The following is a 19,002-nucleotide window of genomic DNA, read 5'->3' as shown; positions in this document are numbered from 1 at the left end:
TCCGGCGCGGCCGATGAATCCATGCGTTCGATTATCGGCTGAGCAAATCCCGAAATGAATCGGCGATGGCGGAAACTTCCGTAGGCGTTTCGGCAGGCGTGTAGGGAAATCCTGACGGACGACATTCAGACGTCGTCGTTCTCGTCGTCGAAAAGATGATGCTTGACGGCGTAGCGCACGAGCGCCGCTTCATGCGGCATCTGCATCTTTTCGAGAATGCGCGCCTTGTAAGTGCTGATGGTCTTCGCGCTCACGCACAGCGCCTCGCCGATCTGGTTGATCGACTCCCCCGCGCACAGCCGGCGAAACACCTCATGCTCGCGATCCGACAGGCGCTGATGCGGCAACGCGTCCGCCGGTTCCGTCAGGCTTTGCGCGAAGCGTTCGGCCATTGCGAGGCTCACGTATGCGCCGCCCGCCGCGACCTTCGTGACGGCGGAGACCAGTTCCGCACTGGCGCTTTCCTTCGTGAGATAGCCCGATGCGCCCGCCTTGAACGCGCGCGCGGCGTATTGCTGTTCCGCATGCATGGTCAGCACGAGGATGCGAAGCGCGGGAATCTCGTCCTTGATCTGCTTGAGCAGTTCGAGGCCGCTGCGGCCCGGCATCGAGAGATCGAGCACGAGGACGTGAGCCGGCGTCGAGCGCACGAGGGCGAGCGTGCTCGGACCATCGCTCGCTTCGCCCGCCACCTCGAAGCTGCTTGCGTTGGCGAGAATGTGGCGCAGTCCGTCGCGTACGAGCGTGTGGTCGTCCGCGATCAGCACTTTCGTCGTCATGGTTGCGATTCCTTTTCGTGCACCGCTTCGCGGGGCAGGACCACGGTCAGGACGAAGCCGTTGCCGGGCATCGAATCGACGCACACGCGGCCGCCCAGTGCATTCGCACGCTCGCGCACGTCGATCAGGCCGAAGCATTTTCCGTTCGGCGCAGGCAGCGTACGCGTGCCGACGCCATCGTCGCTCACGCGCAGCACGCAATCGCGTTCCTTGGCTTCGAGCATCAACTCGACGCGGCTGGCGTGCGCATGGCGGGCGACATTCATGAGCGCTTCCTCGATGATACGGAAAACCGTCGTGGCTGCGTGCGCGTTGAACACGATGTCGCCGGTATCGAGCGTGTGCGTCACCTCGATGCCATAGCGTTGCACGAAGTCGTCCACGAGCCAGTCGATGGCGGCGTTCAGTCCGAGATCGTCGAGCATGACGGGCCGCTGATGCGCCGCGATGCGCCGCAGCGATGCGATATTGCGGTCGATGAGGCCGAGCATGCGCTTCAGGCGATCGGCGATATGCGCATCATGAGCCTTACGCGCGGCGAGTTCCGCTTCGAGCGCGAAGACATCCATCTTGAGCGCGGTCAGCGTCTGGCCGAGATCGTCGTGCAGTTCGCGTGCAATGCGGCTTTTCTCGTTCTCACGCAGTTGCTGAAGATTGACCGACAACGCGCGCAGTTCTTCACGCGACTGTTCGAGCTGCGCTGCCGCTTTCACGCGATCGGTGACATCGCGCAGGACGACGGTGAAGAGCTTGCCGTCGTCGTCTTCGGTCTGCGAGATGGATGCTTCGATGGGAAACTCTTCGCCGTCGGCGCGCAGGCCGAACAGCACGCGCTGCGCGCCCATCTGCCGGTCCGATACGCCGGTCGTGCCGAACTGCCGGACCTGATGCTCATGCGCCGCGCGATAGCGCTCGGGAATGAAGCGCGCGAGCGGCGCGCCGATCGCATCGCTCGCGGGGCAACGGAAGACCTGCTCCGCCATCGGATTGAAGAGGACGATGCGCTGGGCCGAATCGATCGTGATGATGGCTTCCGTCGTCGAACGGATGATGCCGTCGAGGCGCGCATGCGTCAGCGCTCCGCTTCCGGCGATGGCGTGAGTCGCGCGTTGCCGCACGACGAGAAACACGAGCGATCCGAAGAGCAGCGTGCATGCGACGGCGGCCGTCCAGAGCCAGACCTCGTCGAACGTCCCGACAACGCAAACCGAAAGAAGGCGCTGGATGCCCAGCCACCAGGCCGCAAACACGACGGCTGCGGCGAGTGCGGCTTTTGCGGACGCATGGCGCTTCAACCGGGCGTACGGTTCATTGACGCTTCGATCTTGCTCATATGGCCCTTGCATCGCCGCCCTGCAGAGTAGGGAAACGCGATCAAATTCTCGGACGCAGGTTGTCGTTCATTCCGCGACGTGCGCTGCTTCCTCCGCTTGCTTTGCCTGCGCTTCGGCTTCGCGGCCCGGCACCAGCATGACGGGACAGCGCGCGAGCCGGATGAATCGCTCGGCGACGCTGCCCAGCAGGACGCGCTGAAAGCCGCGCCGTCCGTGCGTTCCCATCACGACCAGATCCGCGCCGAAATCATCTGCGCAATGAAGAATGCGCTCTCCGATGTCGTCGTCCGTCAATTCCACTTCGGCGATGCGCGGCTCGCCTTTCACGCCTTCGCGCGCCATGCGCCCGGCGGCTTCCTTCGTCAGGCGCCGGCCTTCTTCGAGCAATGCATCGCGCATGTCGGGATAGAAGGTCGCGGCTGCGGTGTAGGTCACGGGCTGAAGATCCACGATGAAAAGCGGCTGAAGCATGGCGTCGCTGTCTCGCGCGATCTTGAGCGCCTCTTCGAAGGCGTGCGTGGAAGTGATGCTGCCGTCGATCGGCGCGAGGATGCGTTTGTACATGGCGGACTCATTAGAAGAAGAGGGGTGGGATCGGGGCGGGACGCATCGTTGTATGCGGAAGAGTGTACGGATTGGCTCATGAAACGCGCTTGACTCAGGTCAAACGATCACGAGGCAGCGGCAACGAACCATGCCTTGATTTGGCTCAAGACGGTGCGCGCGGGAATTCATAAGGTTGAATTAGCCGATGGTCGCGGCACGGCGTACGACGATGAACAGGAGCAGAGCAATGTCGATCAAGGGACAAGTGAATTGCGCGGACTGGACCGTGACATGCAACGCCGAACGAACTTCGGAAGGCATCGTATGCGCGGTCGCCGTCGAGCATCCGAATGTGGAAGGCGGGCGATTCGTGCATCGCTTCAAGCATGCGGGTGAGTTCGAAAGCGAGCGCGAAGCGGTGCTCGAGGGCCTGCGTGAAGGCATGGCGTGGATCAATCTCAAGTCCGACAAGGTCATCAGCGTGTAGAGGCGAGGCTCGCGTCAATGAGAGACATGAGGCGGTGCACTCGTGCGCTCCAGTTCGCTCGCCTTAAGCGCCTTGTTCGCGGCGTCACGATCCGCCTTGCGATTGACGCGCGCGTTGCCGACCTCTTCCTTGTACTGCGCGTCCGCTTCCTTGACGCTCGCGCGCCGCTCGCTCTTCGAGACCTTCTTCGCAGCGCGATACTCGGCGTTCGCCTGAGCGTTCGCATTGCGTCTCGCCACGAAAGGATCAGTGCTCGCGGGCGCGACGATACGATGCTCCTCCGGTGTTCGACTCTGCGCGGCGCATAAGGGCGTGCAGGTCGTGAGCACGACCGCTGCGGCTGCCACCAGGCATTGCGATGAAAGCGTTGCGCTATGTACCGTCATGCTGCGTCTCCGGGATAGGCTGATATCGGGCCCCACTGTGCGCCCGCCGTTTGTCTCCTCGCTTGATGCAGGTCAATCGTGCCAGACGCGAACGTCTTACCCGAGCGCAACAAGGAAGAGCAAGACGGCGAGCGCGTGATTCGCCGCGAACGCTATACGGGAGAAGTGAGCCGCTCGTTCTCGTTCGGCAGCCAAATCGACGACGGCGCCGCCAGCGCACAGTATCAGGGCGGCATCCTGACGCTCACGCTGCCGAAAAAGGCGCCCGCCGATTAGAAGCGTTTGCCGATCATAGATTCGGTGTTCTTATACAAGCAAACCGATGAGTTCATGAATATCACTAGATAATAGGGATATCTAACCATATCAGGAGTGCCGAGCGAAATACCCGATGGTCTGCGCGAGCATGGCGCTCGATCCCACCGGCAGCTTCAGGTTGACGGCCAGCGCGGTGCGGTTCATCCAGCCGCACGCGGCGGCGGCGAGCCCTGCGGATGCGCAGAACAGATAGACGTTCTGCAGAATCGCACCGGCGCTCGCGCACGCGAAGTTCTCGCGCTGGCGAGGCGGCACGTCCTGCATGCGGTTCAGATCGGCGACATAGACGAGGTCTACCGGCGCATGCGCGAGAAAGTCCTGGTAGCCCGTCGTCGCTCGCAAGTCGAACGGCGCAACGAGTACGAGCCGGTGAGCGGTCGGATCGTAGCGATACGAGCCCGTAGCCAGCAGCACATAGATGTCGATCTCATATCCGCCGAGCGCCGATGGCGCCGTGCGCCCGCCGTCCACATCGCGATTGATGCCGTCAGCGGCCCATAGCAGGTCGCCGAGCAGGCCGGTGTCGATCGCATCGGACGAGAAGCTGCGGGTGGTTTGCCGCGCGGCGAGGGCGTCGAGAAGCGGCATGCCGCCGCTGCGTCGCGGCGCGGGAAACGCGATGACGGCGGGCGGCTCCGCTTCCACGGCACGCGGTGTCGGCGCGTTCAGCACCGCGCCGATTCGAAACAATGGCTTGATCATGGCCGTATTTCCGCGTTCGCTCACGCGCCGGATAAGCGGGTAACGAATCGATTCTTCCACCGTGCACAGGCTGGCGATTGATCTGGATCAGTCGTCGCGGATCGAACGCAAGGCACGTCGATAATCGCGCCGCCATGCCGGATGCCACCGTCGAGCTTCGCGGACATGCGCGGCTGCCGTTGCTCAGTCGAGCGTCAGCACGACGCGGCCATCGACCTTGCCGCTTTTCAGATCGGCGATAACGGAATTGATGTTCTCGAGCCGCTCGCGATGAATGTGCGCGCGAACTTTGCCTTCCGCCGCGAAATCGAGCGCTTCCTGAAGGTCGCGCCGCGTGCCGACGATGGAACCGCGCACCGTGATGCCGTTCAGGACCGTCGAAAAGATGGGCAGCGGAAAGTCGCCGGGCGGCAGGCCGTTGAGCGAGACCGTGCCGCCTCGCCGCACCATGCCGAGCGCCTGCGCGAACGCGCCGCGCGACACGGCGGTGACGAGCACGCCATGCACGCCGCCGATCTCCTTCTGGATGACTGCGGCGGGATCGTCGACGGATGCGTCGATGGCGAGCTTCGCGCCGAGATCGCGAGCGAGGGCGAGCTTGCGGGGATCGATATCGACGGCGACGACATGAAGGCCCATCGCGATGGCATATTGCACGGCCACATGCCCGAGTCCGCCGATGCCCGAGATGGCGAGCCATTGGCCCGGCCGCGTGTCGGTCACGCGGATGCCTTTGTAGACGGTCACGCCGGCGCAGAGAATCGGCGCGATTTCATCGAACGCGACCTGCTTCGGCAGATGCCCGACATAGCCGGGATCGGCGAGGACGTATTCCGCGTAGCCGCCGTTCACCGAATAGCCCGTGTTCTTCTGCGAATGGCAGAGCGTCTCCCATCCGGAAAGACAGTGCTCGCAGTGTCCGCAGGCCGTATAGAGCCACGGCACGCCGACGCGATCGCCTTCCTTCACTTGCGTCACGTCCGCGCCGGCGGCGGCGACGTAGCCCACGCCTTCGTGGCCGGGGATGAACGGAAGCGCAGGCTTGACGGGCCAGTCGCCGTCGGCAGCGTGGACATCGGTATGGCACACGCCGGATGCGGCGATCTTCACCAGGATTTCATTGCGGCCCGGCGCCGGCATCGGCACCTCCTCGATGCGCAACGGTTCGCCGAACGCGTGAACGACAGCAGCTTTCATCGATGTGGTCATCGAACGCTCCCTCGAAAGTGGGCGGCATCCCGTGTCTGCAATCAGCCGCCGGATGAGCGTTCAGTATGCGCAAGCGAATTGAGCGGGTCTTGACTCATATCAAGCGGAACGGCGGGCGCTTGTCTTGTCCGTTGTGCCGCGTCAGCCATCCGCAGCGTCTCTATCGAGGCGTCGGCGCGTCCTCGCGAATCAGCTCGCGACGCTTCAGTTCAGCCCAGAAGTCGGGCGGTATCTCCGTCCGGAAGGTCTCGAGGTTGTCGTCGAGCTGTGCAACCGTGCGCACACCCGGAATGTTCGTCGGGATGGCAGGATGGCCGAGGACGAATTGCAGCGCCGCGGCTTTGAGCGGGACCGAATACTCCCGGCATACGTCCTCCATCTTGCGCACGCGCGCCAGAATGGCGTCCGGCGCGGGCGCATAGTTGTATTTCGCGCCGGGCACGGCTCCTGTCGCGAGAATGCCGCTGTTGTAGCCGCCGCCGAGTATGACCGACACTTGCTTCTCTTCGCACAATGGCAAGAAGCCGTCCAGTGCGTCCTGTTCGAGCAGCGTGTAGCGGCCTGCCAGCAGCAGGCAATCGAAGTCCTGCCGGCGAATGGCTTCGTGCGCCACCTGCCATTCGTTCACGCCGATGCCGACCGCCTTCACGATGCCTTCGTCGCGGAGCCTGAGCAGCGCTTTCGACGCGCCCGCCATCGCGGCTTCGAACATCTCGGGCTGACGCTCGCCGTGGGTGAAGACATCGATATCGTGAATCAACGCGATATCGACATGCTCCAGCGCCAGACGCTGCAGGCTATCCTCGATCGAGCGCATCGTCCCGTCGTAGCTGTAGTCGAAGACCGTCTCGAACGGCAGCCCGTCCACCCAGGGCGCGAAGTTTATCTCGGCGCGCTTGCGCGGTCTGAGAAGCCGCCCGACCTTGGTCGACAGCACGAACTGATCGCGCGGATACCATCGCAGACCCTGTCCGCAGCGCGCTTCGCTCAAGCCATGACCGTACATCGGAGCGGTATCGAAATAACGCACGCCTGCGTCCCACGCGGCCTTGATGAGGGCAGCCGAATCCGCTTCACTGATCGGTCTGAAGATATTGCCGATCGGTGCGGCGCCGAAACCCATCACGGTTGTTTCGAGCCCGGAACGCGGCCATTTCCGTTTGGCGACTGGATCCAAGTGTGTCTCCTGTTGTGAGTGAGATCGCGGCTCGCTTACTTGACCTTCGCGGCGGCAGCGAGCTTGCGCACGCCTTCTTTCGCGTCCTCGTTCGAGTTCATGAAAGTGGTCACCACGTCGGTGATCGCACCGGCCGTCACTGCGGACTGAAGCTCACCGAATGCCAAGGAAGGAAGAAAGCCGCCCGACTTGATCGTCGCCTGCTCGTCCGCGCGCGATTTCTTCGCGCAGCTGTCGAACTTGTCCATCGGCACATCCAGCCTCACCGGAATCGAACCCTTGTTGAGACTGAACTGCTCCTGAAAGTCGGGGGACATGATCGTTCTGGCCATCGCAAGCTGCCCCGGCGTCGCGTCCTTCTTGCCGTTTTGCTGGAAGAACACGAAGGCATCCGCCGTGTACGTGTAGGCGTTCGACGTGCCGGGCGCGGGCGCGCAGACGAAGTCGGCATCCGCCTTCTTGTTCGCGTTGACGAACTCGCCTTTTGCCCAGTCGCCCATGAACTGCATGCCGCCCGAGCCGGAAATCACCATCGCGGTGGCGAGATTCCAGTCGCGGCCGTGATAGGCCTTGTCGAAGTAAGTCCGAATCTTCTGCACGGTCTCGAAGACCTGCACCATCTGCGGCGACGTAAGCGTCTTCTGATCGAGATCGATGAGCGCCTTGCGGTAGAAGTCCGCGCCCTGCGACAACACGACCGTTTCCCAGATTGTCATGTCTTGCCAGGGCTGCCCGCCGTGCGCGACCGGCGTGATGCCCGCTGCGCGAAACTTGTCGGCGAGCGCGAAGAACTCCGGCCACGTCGTGGGCGGCGCACCGCCCACCTTGTCGAGGTCCGCCTTGTTGATCCACAGCCAGTTGATCCGGTGCACCGAGAAAGGCGCCGCCACATAATGGCCGTCCGCCTTCATCGCATTGTCGATCTGCGCGGGCATATGGCTTTTCCAGTCGGCCGCCGCCTGGTCGATGGTCACGAGCACGCCCTGGTCCGCCCAGTCGCGAATCAGCGGTCCCTTGATCTGCGCGGCAGACGGCGCGTTGCCCGAGATCACCTGGGTCTTGAGCGCCGTCATGGCCGCGGTGCCCGATCCGCCCGCGACAGCGAAGTCCTTCCATTCATAGCCCTGCTTGCTCATATCGTCCTTCAGCACCCTGATGGCTTTGGATTCGCCGCCGGAAGTCCACCAGTGCAGGACCGACATCTGTTCGGCGGCGAGTACGGCATGCGTACCGGCGATGAACAGCGCGACGGCCGCTGCGGCCGACGTCAGGGTATGTTTCATTGCAGTCTCCGATTTTTATTTATGGACGAAGCGACGCGTTCGCGCGCCCCGGTCAGTTACAGGTCGAACCCGAGCTGGGCCCGGCCGAGCGGTGTCAGATCGTCGACCGTTGCGCGGCCGGTGAAATCGACTTCGAAATGGTCCGTCGGGAAGTCCGGCGGGCTTTCGCCTTTGAGGAAACTCGGCAACTGGCGCTTGAGATAAGCGTCATTCTTCGCGCATGCGGGCGCGGAGGCGATGTACATCACGTTGCTGTAACCCGCTCCCTTGTGCTCGTCTTCGACCGCATGGATGACGTCGCTGTGCCAGAACACCGTGTCGCCGGCTTCCATCTTCGGGATGGACGACAACGCTTCGAACAGCGGCGCGTGATATTCCGGCTTGATCGAGAGCGCGCGTCCGGGCATGGCGCCGCACAGGTCGTCGTCGGCGACGTCGTCCTGAAGGGCGCGCAGCAGGATGTACACCATCGAATGGGCCATGGGCACGAGTTGCAGCGTGCCGTCGCCCGGGCCTTGCGGCGTCAACGCGGTCCAGCCCTGAAACGTGCGGAACATCGAGCAGACGGCAGGCGATGCAATCTCTTGCACATCGGGCCGGAAAGCAGCGTCGAATGCATCGTAATCGCGCCAGTTGCCCGCGAACACATGCCGATACACCTTGCGGAAATTGCTTTCGATCCAGCGTTCGACCGAGCCGCCATCGCAATGCGCCGACAGGCCGAGCGACGCCGATCCCGGCGGCCGGCGACGCAGACGGTCGGCATAGACCGGGACGTGTTCCGGATCGAAGTGAATACGTCCTTCGCTTTCGTTGCGCCAGAGCTTGTTGAGAAAGACGCGTGCGGCGGTCAGCGACTCCGACTGACGGGCGAGCACCTGCGGCTTCGACCAGTACACGCCGTAAATCTGCGGCTTGCTCGATGCCAGTTGTCCGAAGTATTTGTCTTCAGCACGATTTTCGAGACGCTTGTCGAGATGATTGCGCTCGACGTATTGCGCGATGTCGTCGTCCCACTTCTGCACCTGTTCGCGAGGGAACACGTTCCGAATCACGCACGCACCGCGCGCCTTGACGAGCGCTATCTCTTCGGCGCGCACGCATTGTCCGGCGATGTCGGCAAACTGGATCTCCGGAATGACGTTCTCTCCCCGGGCGCGCTGAGCGGCGATTCGCTTCGCTTCTTCGCGGATCGACTGTTCGACCTCCGCGAAGACCTCCCGGTAATTCGGCAGCGCGGCGCGCAATTCCTTTTTCGCCTGGCGGATCGCGCCCGGCAAGTCATCGATCTTCAGCGCCATGATCGTCTCCATGTAAATTTCTGTGCGAGAAGCATATGACGCTCATGCGGCCGCCGGTGATACTATTCCGGCAATTCATTTGCGTTTTCGGCCATGAAACCAGCTTACGAGCATGTCGAATTCGGCGAGGACTGTTCGGTCCGGGTTTACCATCGGCGGCTCGCGCGTATTCCGTTCGAATGGCATCACCATCCGGAGTACGAGTTGACGTTGACGATGAACAGCCACGGCAAGCGCTATATCGGGGACTCGGTCAACGAGTACCGCGCCGAGGATCTCGTCCTCGTGCCGCCGGACTTGCCGCATACGTGGTCATCGAACCGGTCGATCGATCCCGCCTTGCCGCAGGTCGCCATCGTCATTTGGTTCGAGGGCGAGTGGGCGAGACGCATGGCGGATTGCTGCCGCGAATACGAGCCGCTTCGCAAGCTCTTGCGTCGCGCCGCGTGCGGACTGGCTTTCGAACCGCCTGCCGGCGAATGGATGCGCGGCCGTCTGGAGCCGTTGCTCTCGAACGCGCCACGCGAACGCCTGAGCGCGGCGCTCGACATTCTCTGCACGCTCGGCGACGCGCCCGGCCATCCGCTCGCCTCGCCGAGCGCCTTCAACCAGACGAGCACCGGCCCCTCCGGCCACGAGCCCGAGCGCATCAACCGTGTGCTTGCGATGATCGATGCCCGGTTTGCCGAACCGCTGCGACTTGCGGAACTCTGTGCAGCAGCCAGTCTGTCGGAACGGACGCTGACGCGTTACTTCGTGCAGCACATTGGCGAGAGCGTCGGACGGTATATCGCGCGCGTGCGCATCGGGCACGCGTGCCGGTTGCTGGGCGACACGTCGCTGCCCATTTCGGTGATTGCTGCCCGCTCCGGGTTTGCGAACGTCGCCAATTTCAATCGGCAGTTCAAGACCGCGAAGCAAACGACGCCGGCCGAGTATCGGCGCCAGTTCCGGGTGGAGGGTGCCGCCGACAAGGACACGGCGACGAGCCTGACCGAACGGCCTCCGTCGCTCCAGCAGAAGAAGAGAGCCGCGCGGATCAGACCGGATCATCGCGGCGACGCCGGCCTTGCCGGCGTTCGTTGAGCGGCTCGACGTCCTGACGATCGATGTACCGCCGGCTGCGCGAGCGCGGTTACCTCACGCTTCGGAACCCACCGGCACCCGCACCTTCCCCTCCATCAGCACGCGCGCACTGCGGCTCATGATGGCTTTCGTGACCTTCCATTCGCCGTCCGCTTCGACCGCTTCCGCACCCACGCGAAGCGTGCCCGACGGATGCCCGAATCGCACTTCGCGGAGCTTGCCGCCGCCCGCCGCGAGATTGACGAGCGTGCCCGGAATCGCCGCTGCCGTGCCGATCGCGACGGCGGCGGTGCCCATCATCGCGTGATGCAGCTTGCCCATCGACATCGCGCGCACCAGCACGTCGACGTCTTCCGCACCGATACGCTTTCCGCTCGACGCGACATACGCGGCCGGCGGTGCGACGAAGGCGACTTTCGGCGTGTGCTGGCGCTTCGCGATGTCATCGAGGCTCGCGATCAGCCCCATGCGCAGCGCGCCGTACGCGCGAATGGTCTCGAAGCGCCGCAGCGCCGCGTCGTCGCCGTTGATCGCGTCCTGAAGCTCGGTGCCGGTGTAGCCGATCGCATCGGCGTTGACGAAGATCGTCGGAATGCCCGCGTTGATCATGGTCGCCTTCAGCGTGCCGATGCCGGGCACCTCCAGATCGTCGACGAGCTGGCCGGTCGGGAACATCGCGCCGCCCGCGCCTTCTTCATCGGCGGCCGGATCGAGGAATTCGAGCTGCACTTCGGCGGCGGGAAACGTCACGCCGTCCAGTTCGAAGTCGCCGGTTTCCTGCACCGCGCCGCGCGTCATCGGCACATGCGCGATGATGGTCTTGCCGATATTCGCCTGCCAGACGCGCACGACCGCGATGCCGTCGTCCGGCACGCGCTCGGGATCGATGAGGCCGTTCGCGATCGCGAACGGACCGACCGCCGCCGACAGATTGCCGCAGTTGCCGCTCCAGTCGACGAACGGCTTGTCGATCGACACCTGTCCGAACAGATAATCGACATCGTGACCGGGACGCGTGCTGCGCGAAACGATCACCGTCTTGCTCGTGCTCGACGTTGCGCCGCCCATGCCGTCGATCTGCTTGCCGTACGGGTCCGGGCTGCCGATCACGCGCAGGAACAGCGCGTCGCGCGCGGCGCCCGGCACGCGCGCGGCTTCGGGCAGGTCGTCGAGCCGGAAGAAAACGCCCTTGCTGGTGCCGCCGCGCATGTAGGTCGCGGCGATTCGGATCTGGGGTGCGTAGGCCATGCTTGAGTCCTGTTTCGAAAGAGAGAGGATGCGGCGTGCGGCGCCGCATCCGCGAAGGCCGTAGTCTTACGCGGCGGTCTTCGACGATTCCAGAAAGTCCTGTGCGAAGCGCTGCAGCACGCCGCCCGCTTCGTAGATCGACACTTCCTCGGCCGTATCGAGACGGCAGGTGACCGGCACTTCGACGCACTCGCCGTTCTTGCGCCGGATCACGAGCGTCAGGTCCGCGCGCGGCTTGCGTTCGCCGGTCACGTCGAAGGTTTCGGTGCCGTCGATGCCGAGCGTCAGGCGATTCACGCCCGCCTTGAATTCGAGCGGCAGGACGCCCATGCCGATCAGGTTCGTCCGATGGATGCGCTCGAAGCCTTCGGCGACGATCGCCTCGACGCCCGCCAGCCGCACGCCTTTCGCGGCCCAGTCGCGCGACGAACCTTGTCCGTAGTCCGCGCCCGCCACGATGATGAGCGGCTGCTTGCGTTCCATGTAGGTTTCGATGGCTTCCCACATGCGCGTGACCTTGCCTTCCGGTTCGATGCGCGCGAGCGAGCCTTTCTTCACCGTGCCGTCGACCACAGCCATTTCGTTGACGAGCGTCGGATTCGCGAAGGTCGCGCGCTGCGCCGTCAAATGATCGCCGCGATGCGTCGCGTAGGAATTGAAGTCTTCTTCCGGCAAGCCCATCTTCGTCAGATATTCGCCGGCCGCGCTGTCCGCGAGAATGGCGTTCGACGGCGACAGGTGATCGGTCGTGATGTTGTCGCCGAGCACGGCCAGCGCGCGCATGCCCGAAAGCGTGCGCTTGCCCGCGAGCGCGCCTTCCCAGTACGGCGGACGGCGAATGTAGGTGCTTTCGCCGCGCCAGTCGTAGACCGGGCTGATGGCTTCGTCGCGCGCCTCGGTGACGGCGAACATCGGCTCGTACACGCGGCGGAAGTGTTCGGGCTTCACGCTTTGCGCGACGATGGCGTCGATCTCCGCATCGTCGGGCCAGATGTCCTTGAGATAAACGGGCTGGCCGTTCGCGTCCGTGCCGAGCGAGTCCTGCTCGATGTCGAAGTGAATGGTGCCCGCGATCGCATACGCGACGACGAGCGGCGGCGACGCCAAAAACGCCTGCTTCGCGTACGGATGAATGCGGCCGTCGAAGTTGCGGTTGCCGGAGAGCACGGCGGTCGTATAAAGCTCGCGCTCGACGATCTCCTGCTGAATGACCGGGTCCAGCGCGCCCGACATGCCGTTGCAGGTCGTGCACGCGAACGCGACGATGCCGAAGCCAAGCCGTTCGAGTTCGCCGAGCAGACCGGCTTCTTCGAGGTACAACTCGACTGCCTTCGATCCCGGCGCGAGCGACGACTTGACCCACGGCTTGCGCGCAAGCCCGCGCGCGTTCGCATTGCGGGCGAGCAGCGCGGCCGCGATCACGTTGCGCGGATTGCTGGTGTTGGTGCAACTGGTGATTGCCGCAATGATGACCGCGCCCTCGGGCATCTTGCCCGGCGTCTCGACCCATTCATGCGCGATGCCGCGTTCCGCGAGCTTCGACGTCGGCAGCCGCTTGTGCGGATTCGACGGCCCTGCCATGTTGCGCTCGACGCTCGACAGATCGAAGCGCAGCACGCGCTCGTACTGCGCGTTAGCGAGCGAATCGGCCCACAGGCCGGCGGTTTTCGCATAGGTTTCGACGAGGCGGATCTGCGCATCGTCGCGGCCGGTGAGCCGCAGGTACGCAATCGTCTGTTCGTCGATGTAGAACATCGCGGCCGTCGCGCCGTATTCCGGCGCCATGTTCGAGATCGTCGCGCGGTCGCCGAGGGTGAGGCTCGATGCGCCTTCGCCATAGAACTCGAGATAGGCGCCGACCACTTTTTCCTTGCGCAGGAATTCGGTCAGGGCGAGCACGATGTCGGTGGCCGTGATGCCCGGCTGGCGCTTGCCCGTCAGCTCGACGCCGACGATATCGGGCAGACGCATCCACGATGCGCGGCCGAGCATCACGTTCTCCGCCTCTAGGCCGCCGACGCCGATCGCGATCACGCCGAGGGCATCGACGTGCGGCGTGTGGCTGTCGGTGCCGACGAGGGTATCGGGAAAGGCGACGCCGTCGATCGCATGGATGACCGGCGACATCCGCTCCAGATTGATCTGATGCATGATGCCGTTGCCCGGCGGAATCACGTCGACGTTCTTGAACGCCTTCTTCGTCCAGTTGATGAAATCGAAACGGTCTTCGTTGCGCCGGTCCTCGATCGCGCGATTCTTCGCAAAGGCATCCGGGTCGAAGCCGCCGCATTCGACGGCGAGCGAGTGATCGACGATCAGTTGAACCGGCACCACCGGATTCACCTTGGCCGGATCGCCGCCCTGGCTCGCGATGGCGTCGCGCAGGCCCGCGAGGTCCACGAGCGCCGTCTGGCCGAGGATGTCGTGACACACGACGCGCGTCGGATACCACGGGAAATCGCGCTCGGTCTTGCGCTCGATCAGTTGCAGCAGCGATGCTTCGAGCAGCGCCGGATCGCAGCGGCGAACCAGATTCTCCGCGAGCACGCGCGAGGTGTAGGGCAGGGCGTCGTAAGCGCCGGGGCGGATGGCATCGACGGCCGCGCGGGCGTCGAAGAAGTCGCAGTGCGTGCCGGGAAGAGGTTTGCGGTTGGCAGTATTCATGGCCGTATCTCGCTCATCGCATGGTCTGTGCGCGAAGGCGCCATGCTCAAAGGTATCGTGGGGCGAAACGCCTTGCTTCATCGAACGGCCCCGCCGCCTGATGCGGCGGCGAGGAGGGACTTCGCGCGCGTCCGGCTTCTCGCGCGAAGGTGCAACATGCGCCTGTTACGTGCGCTCGGCAAGCGGAACGAAGGAGAGATTCTCCGGGCCGGTGTAGTTCGCGCTCGGCCGAATGATCTTGTTGTCGATGCGCTGCTCGATGATATGCGCACTCCAGCCCGAGGTGCGCGAGATCACGAACAGCGGCGTGAACATCGCCGTGGGCACGCCCATCATGTGATACGACACGGCGCTGAACCAGTCCAGATTCGGGAACATCTTCTTCGCGTCCCACATCACCGATTCGAGCCGCTCGGCGATGTCGAAGAGCTTCGTGTCGCCGGCTTCCTTCGAGAGCGTCTTCGCGACTTCCTTGATGACCTTGTTGCGCGGGTCCGAGATCGTATAGACCGGATGGCCGAAGCCGATCACCACTTCCTTGTTTTCGACGCGGCGCTTGATGTCGGCTTCCGCTTCGTCGGCGTTCTGATAGCGCGACTGAATCTCGAACGCGACTTCGTTGGCGCCGCCGTGCTTCGGGCCGCGCAGCGCGCCGATCGCGCCGGTGATCGACGAGTACATGTCCGAACCCGTGCCCGCGATCACGCGCGCCGTGAAGGTCGATGCGTTGAACTCGTGCTCCGCGTAGAGGTTGAGCGAGACGTGCATTGCATCGACCCACGATTTCGGCGGCTCGACGCCGTGCAGGAGATGCAGGAAGTGCCCGCCGATGGAATCGTCGTCGGTTTCGACTTCGATGCGGCGGCCGTTATGCGAGTAGTGATACCAGTAGAGCAGCATCGAGCCGAGCGAGGCCATCAGCTTGTCGGCGATGTCCTTCGCGCCGGGCACGTTGTGATCGTCCTTCTCGGGCAGGATGGTGCCCAGCACGGAGACGCCGGTGCGCATCACGTCCATCGGATGCGCGGAAGCGGGAATCCATTCCAGCGCGGCCTTCAGGTTCGCGGGCAGGCCGCGCAGCGCCTTCAGCTTGGTCTTGTAGGCCGCGAGTTCGGCGGCGCTCGGCAGCTTGCCGTGCACGAGCAGATACGCGATTTCCTCGAATTCGCTCGTGGTGGCGAGATCGAGAATGTCGTAGCCGCGATAGTGCAGGTCGTTGCCGGTGCGGCCGACCGTGCACAAGGCCGTGTTGCCGGCGGTCACACCGGAAAGCGCGACCGACTTCTTCGGCTTGAAGCCGCTCGTTGGGGTGCTGTTGTCTGCTTCGCTCATCGTTCGTCTCCTGAATGCGGGTTATTTCTGTGCCGAGAACAACTGATCCAGCTTGTCTTCGTATGCGTGATAGCCGAGATACTTGTACAGATCCGCGCGCGTCTGCATGGTTTCGACGGCGGCTTTCTGCGTGCCGTCGCGCCGCACGGTCTCGTAGAAATTCAGCGCCGCCGCGTTCATCGCGCGATACGCGCCGCAGCAGTACAGCGCGATATCGACATTGGCGTCCTTCAGTTCGTCGACCGTGAAGAAGGGCGTCGAACCGAACTCGGTCAGGTTCGCGAGAATCGGCACGCCGACCGCCGCCTTGAAGCGCCGATAGTCGTCGAGCGTTTTCATCGCTTCGGGGAAGATCATATCCGCGCCGGCTTCGACGTACGCGACGGCCCGCTCGATCGCGGCATCGATGCCTTCCGCGGCGGCCGCGTCGGTGCGCGCCATGATAACGAACGACTCGTCGGTGCGCGCATCGACAGCCGCTTTCACGCGATCGACCATCTCGCCCGTCGACACGACTTCCTTGCCCGGACGATGCCCGCAGCGCTTCTGGCCCACCTGGTCTTCGATATGCACGGCCGCCACGCCCGCCTTGATGAACGAGCGGATGGTGCGCGCGATGTTGAACGCGCCGCCCCAGCCGGTATCGATATCGACCATCAGCGGCAATGACGACGCGTCCGTGATGCGGCGCGCGTCGATCAGCACGTCTTCCATCGTGCTGATGCCGAGGTCCGGCATGCCGAGCGAGTTGGCGGCCACGCCGCCGCCCGACAGATAGAGCGCCTTGAAGCCGACCGCTTCGGCCATCTTCGCCGCATACGCCGTGATGGCGCCCACGACCTGCAAGGGGGATTCGTCGCGGACGGCCGCGCGGAAACGCGCGCCGGCGCTTTGTACGGGTGAGGTAGGTGTGTTCACGTTGGATGTCTCCGCAAGAAGGCGCCATTTACTGCAATTTCTTTGCCAACTGCGATGCACCGCTTAAGTGATTGATTTAGAAGGAGATGCCGGAGTGCGCCAGGCGTTTGCCGATTTCACATATGAAATAGCGGTTTCGAACGGGGAATTGCCGCGTTAAGCTGCGAGTTCCTCGGCGCATCGTTTTGAAAACATGAAAGCAGACACCGCAGCGCGTCCGCGCATCTGGGCGGTCGGCATCAGCCGGCTGCGCGACTTGTTCATGGATGTCGGCGCCGAGTACGCCGATCGCGCCGATCTCGACGTGATCGCGCTCGGCTACGAGGATGCCGTGGCGCGCATCGAATCCGAAACCGGCGAGCGGCCCGACGTGGTCGTGGGCGGCGGATCGAACGGCGCTTATCTGAAGTCGCGCGTGTCGGTGCCGGTCGTGATCATCAGCCCGACCGGTTTCGACGTGATGCAGGCGCTCGCGAAGGCGCGGCGCGCCGATGCGCGCATGGCGCTGGTCACGCACGGCGACACGCCGCCGGAGATTCGCCGCTTTCTCGCCGCGTACGCCATCGACGTCGCTTGCGAATCGTATCGATCGGCGCAGGACGCCGAAAACCTCGTGCTCGATCTGCGCGACCGCGGCATCGATACGGTCGTGGGGCCGGGTCTCGTGACCGATCTGGCCGCCCGCGCCGGCATGCGGTCGGTGTTCCTCTACTCGCGCACGTCCGTTGCATCGGCGTTCGAGACCGCGCTGGAAGTCGCGCACGCGATGCGCCGCGAAGTCGGGCGGCGCACGCGGCTCGACAACCTCCTCCAGCATTTGCGCGACGGCGTGGTGGCGGTCGATGCGGAAGGGCGCATCGAAGCCATCAATCGACGCTTGCTGACGGCGCTCGGTCTGGCCGATGCGGCGCGCGTCGTCGGCCACCCGCTGCTCGATGTCGCGCCCGCGCTCGATGGCCTCTTGCCCGCCGAAGGCGAGGACGTCGTGGGGCGCGTGCACGGCGTCAGCTACGCGATCCATCGCGGTCCGCTGGGTGGCGACGGCACATCCGGCGGCACCATCTTCACGTTTCAGGAATCGCGCGCCGTCGAGCGGCTGGACCGGACGCTGCGCTCGCGGCAGGGCGCGCAGGAATTCGTCGCGCGCTACCAGCTCGAATCGATCGTCGGCGATTCGGAGGCCATGCGTCGCGTGAAGGCGCAGGTGCGCAAATACGCGACGTCCGATGCCACGGTCCTGATTCTCGGCGAGAGCGGCACCGGCAAGGAAATGGTCGCCCAGAGCATGCATCAGATGAGCCGCCGCAAGGACTTTCCGTTCGTCGCGATCAACTGCGGCGCGTTTTCGGAGGCCTTGCTGGAAAGCGAACTGTTCGGCTATGAGGAGGGCGCGTTCACTGGCGCGCGCAGGGGCGGCAAGGCGGGGCTGATCGAGGCGTCGCATCGCGGCACGCTGTTTCTCGATGAAATCGGCGAGATGCCGTCGTCGCTGCAAAGCCGGCTGCTGCGCGTGTTGCAGGAGCGGGAAGTGGTGCGGCTCGGATCGACGGAGCCGACGCGCGTGGATATCCGCGTGATCGCGGCGACGCATCGCACGCTCGCGGAGGGCGTGGAGGACGGCTCGTTTCGGGCCGACCTGTTCTACCGGATCAACATTCTCAGCATCGCGCTGCCGCCTTTGCGCGCGCGTGCTGGCGATATCCTGCCGCTGGCGGCCGAGCTGCTCGCGCAGGCCGCGAGCCGCGATGGAGCGCTTGCGCAGCGGCTTGCGAATCGCGATGCGGTGCGCAAGGTGCTGGCGCCGCTCGAAGATGCGCTGAGTGCGTATCGCTGGCCGGGGAATGTGCGCGAACTGCAGAACGTTATCGAGCGAGTTGCGGTCGAGATCGCGCATATGCCGGGCAAAAACGGGCGTGAATGGAAGCTGACGCTGGCGGACTTCGAGGCGATCGCGCCGGAACTCTTCGGCGCGGCGCACGATGCACGCGGGAACCCGAGTCTGCGTCAGTTGAGTCGTTCGGCGGAAGCGGATCAGGTCCGCGCGACGCTGAATGAATTTGGAGGGGACCGCGATGCGGCCTGCAAGGCGCTGGGGATCAGCAAGACTACGCTTTGGCGGAAGTTGAACGGGAAGCGGTGATGGGCGCCTACGCGGGGGTTATCGGACATACCGGCATTGGAGGAGTCGAGCGATCGGGCGTCCCGCTCTTGAGCAGGAGTACGCCATCCATT

Annotated in this window: 16 protein-coding genes and 1 pseudogene; 4 read left to right on the top strand and 13 right to left on the bottom strand. The window is 64.2% G+C overall.

The window, feature by feature from the left end; all coding sequences use genetic code 11:
- Positions 1-125: 125 nt before the first annotated feature.
- From AWB72_RS07075 to AWB72_RS07065, 3 genes are all read right to left on the bottom strand, one after another.
- Positions 126-779, bottom strand: coding sequence for a response regulator (locus AWB72_RS07075; RefSeq protein ID WP_040049878.1), 654 nt, complete (start codon positions 777-779; stop codon positions 126-128).
- Positions 776-2,029: a PAS domain-containing sensor histidine kinase gene (locus tag AWB72_RS07070; RefSeq protein ID WP_244285541.1), complete on the bottom strand. Its 1,254-nt coding sequence runs from the start codon at positions 2,027-2,029 to the stop codon at positions 776-778. Before AWB72_RS07070 ends, AWB72_RS07075 begins: the two co-directional genes overlap by 4 nt.
- A gap of 150 nt (positions 2,030-2,179) precedes the next feature.
- Complete coding sequence (locus AWB72_RS07065) at positions 2,180-2,677, bottom strand: universal stress protein (protein WP_040049880.1); 498 nt, start codon at positions 2,675-2,677, stop codon at positions 2,180-2,182.
- A 229-nt stretch (positions 2,678-2,906) separates the two neighbouring features.
- On the opposite strand from AWB72_RS07065, the gene AWB72_RS07060 reads away from it, so the two are divergent.
- Positions 2,907-3,146 carry a hypothetical protein gene (locus tag AWB72_RS07060; protein WP_040049881.1) on the top strand — a complete coding sequence of 80 codons (240 nt, stop codon included), beginning with the start codon at positions 2,907-2,909 and terminating at the stop codon, positions 3,144-3,146.
- 14 nt (positions 3,147-3,160) lie between these two features.
- On the opposite strand, the gene AWB72_RS07055 is transcribed toward AWB72_RS07060, so the two are convergent.
- Positions 3,161-3,532: a hypothetical protein gene (locus AWB72_RS07055; protein WP_143754590.1), complete on the bottom strand. Its 372-nt coding sequence runs from the start codon at positions 3,530-3,532 to the stop codon at positions 3,161-3,163.
- A 102-nt stretch (positions 3,533-3,634) separates the two neighbouring features.
- Between AWB72_RS07055 and AWB72_RS07050 the strand changes: the two are divergent.
- Positions 3,635-3,808: pseudogene (locus AWB72_RS07050) on the top strand (Hsp20/alpha crystallin family protein); the annotation flags it as partial.
- A gap of 90 nt (positions 3,809-3,898) precedes the next feature.
- On the opposite strand, the gene AWB72_RS07045 reads toward AWB72_RS07050, so the two are convergent.
- The 5 genes from AWB72_RS07045 to AWB72_RS07025 all read right to left on the bottom strand — a co-directional run bounded on the left by AWB72_RS07045 (position 3,899) and on the right by AWB72_RS07025 (position 9,522).
- Positions 3,899-4,552 carry a nitroreductase family protein gene (locus AWB72_RS07045; RefSeq protein ID WP_084592802.1) on the bottom strand — a complete coding sequence of 218 codons (654 nt, stop codon included), beginning with the start codon at positions 4,550-4,552 and terminating at the stop codon, positions 3,899-3,901.
- 183 nt (positions 4,553-4,735) lie between these two features.
- A complete protein-coding gene (gene adhP, locus AWB72_RS07040) occupies positions 4,736-5,761 on the bottom strand; it encodes an alcohol dehydrogenase AdhP (RefSeq protein ID WP_040049882.1) in 1,026 nt (341 codons plus the stop codon).
- A 160-nt stretch (positions 5,762-5,921) separates the two neighbouring features.
- Entirely contained in the window at positions 5,922-6,884 is a 963-nt protein-coding gene (locus AWB72_RS07035; RefSeq protein ID WP_244285572.1) for an aldo/keto reductase, read from the bottom strand.
- Between the two features lie 89 nt (positions 6,885-6,973).
- Positions 6,974-8,221, bottom strand: coding sequence for an ABC transporter substrate-binding protein (locus AWB72_RS07030; protein WP_052449808.1), 1,248 nt, complete (start codon positions 8,219-8,221; stop codon positions 6,974-6,976).
- Positions 8,222-8,277: 56 nt separating this feature from the next.
- Entirely contained in the window at positions 8,278-9,522 is a 1,245-nt protein-coding gene (locus AWB72_RS07025; protein ID WP_040049924.1) for a DUF1479 domain-containing protein, read from the bottom strand.
- A 93-nt stretch (positions 9,523-9,615) separates the two neighbouring features.
- On the opposite strand from AWB72_RS07025, the gene AWB72_RS07020 reads away from it, so the two are divergent.
- Positions 9,616-10,608, top strand: a complete 993-nt coding sequence (locus tag AWB72_RS07020) for a helix-turn-helix domain-containing protein (RefSeq protein ID WP_040049884.1) — start codon at positions 9,616-9,618, stop codon at positions 10,606-10,608.
- Positions 10,609-10,662: 54 nt separating this feature from the next.
- Here AWB72_RS07020 and prpF read toward each other — a convergent pair whose 3' ends face one another.
- The 4 genes from prpF to prpB form a co-directional block, all read right to left on the bottom strand.
- On the bottom strand, positions 10,663-11,856 hold the full coding sequence (gene prpF / locus AWB72_RS07015; protein WP_040049885.1) for a 2-methylaconitate cis-trans isomerase PrpF: 1,194 nt from the start codon (positions 11,854-11,856) through the stop codon (positions 10,663-10,665).
- Between the two features lie 66 nt (positions 11,857-11,922).
- Positions 11,923-14,520 (bottom strand): Fe/S-dependent 2-methylisocitrate dehydratase AcnD, encoded by a 2,598-nt coding sequence (gene acnD, locus AWB72_RS07010; RefSeq protein WP_040049886.1) that lies wholly within the window; start codon positions 14,518-14,520, stop codon positions 11,923-11,925.
- Positions 14,521-14,685: 165 nt separating this feature from the next.
- A complete protein-coding gene (gene prpC, locus AWB72_RS07005; protein ID WP_087127978.1) occupies positions 14,686-15,852 on the bottom strand; it encodes a bifunctional 2-methylcitrate synthase/citrate synthase in 1,167 nt (388 codons plus the stop codon).
- 21 nt (positions 15,853-15,873) lie between these two features.
- Positions 15,874-16,770, bottom strand: a complete 897-nt coding sequence (gene prpB / locus AWB72_RS07000) for a methylisocitrate lyase (RefSeq protein WP_040053290.1) — start codon at positions 16,768-16,770, stop codon at positions 15,874-15,876.
- A gap of 193 nt (positions 16,771-16,963) precedes the next feature.
- Between prpB and prpR the strand changes: the two genes are divergently transcribed.
- Positions 16,964-18,910 (top strand): propionate catabolism operon regulatory protein PrpR, encoded by a 1,947-nt coding sequence (gene prpR / locus AWB72_RS06995; RefSeq protein ID WP_040053291.1) that lies wholly within the window; start codon positions 16,964-16,966, stop codon positions 18,908-18,910.
- The last annotated feature ends 92 nt before the right edge of the window (positions 18,911-19,002 follow it).

This window comes from Caballeronia concitans (genome assembly GCF_001544615.1).
GTDB classification, from domain to species: Bacteria; Pseudomonadota; Gammaproteobacteria; order Burkholderiales; family Burkholderiaceae; genus Caballeronia; species Caballeronia concitans.
This window is presented reverse-complemented; position numbering and strand designations above follow the sequence as displayed.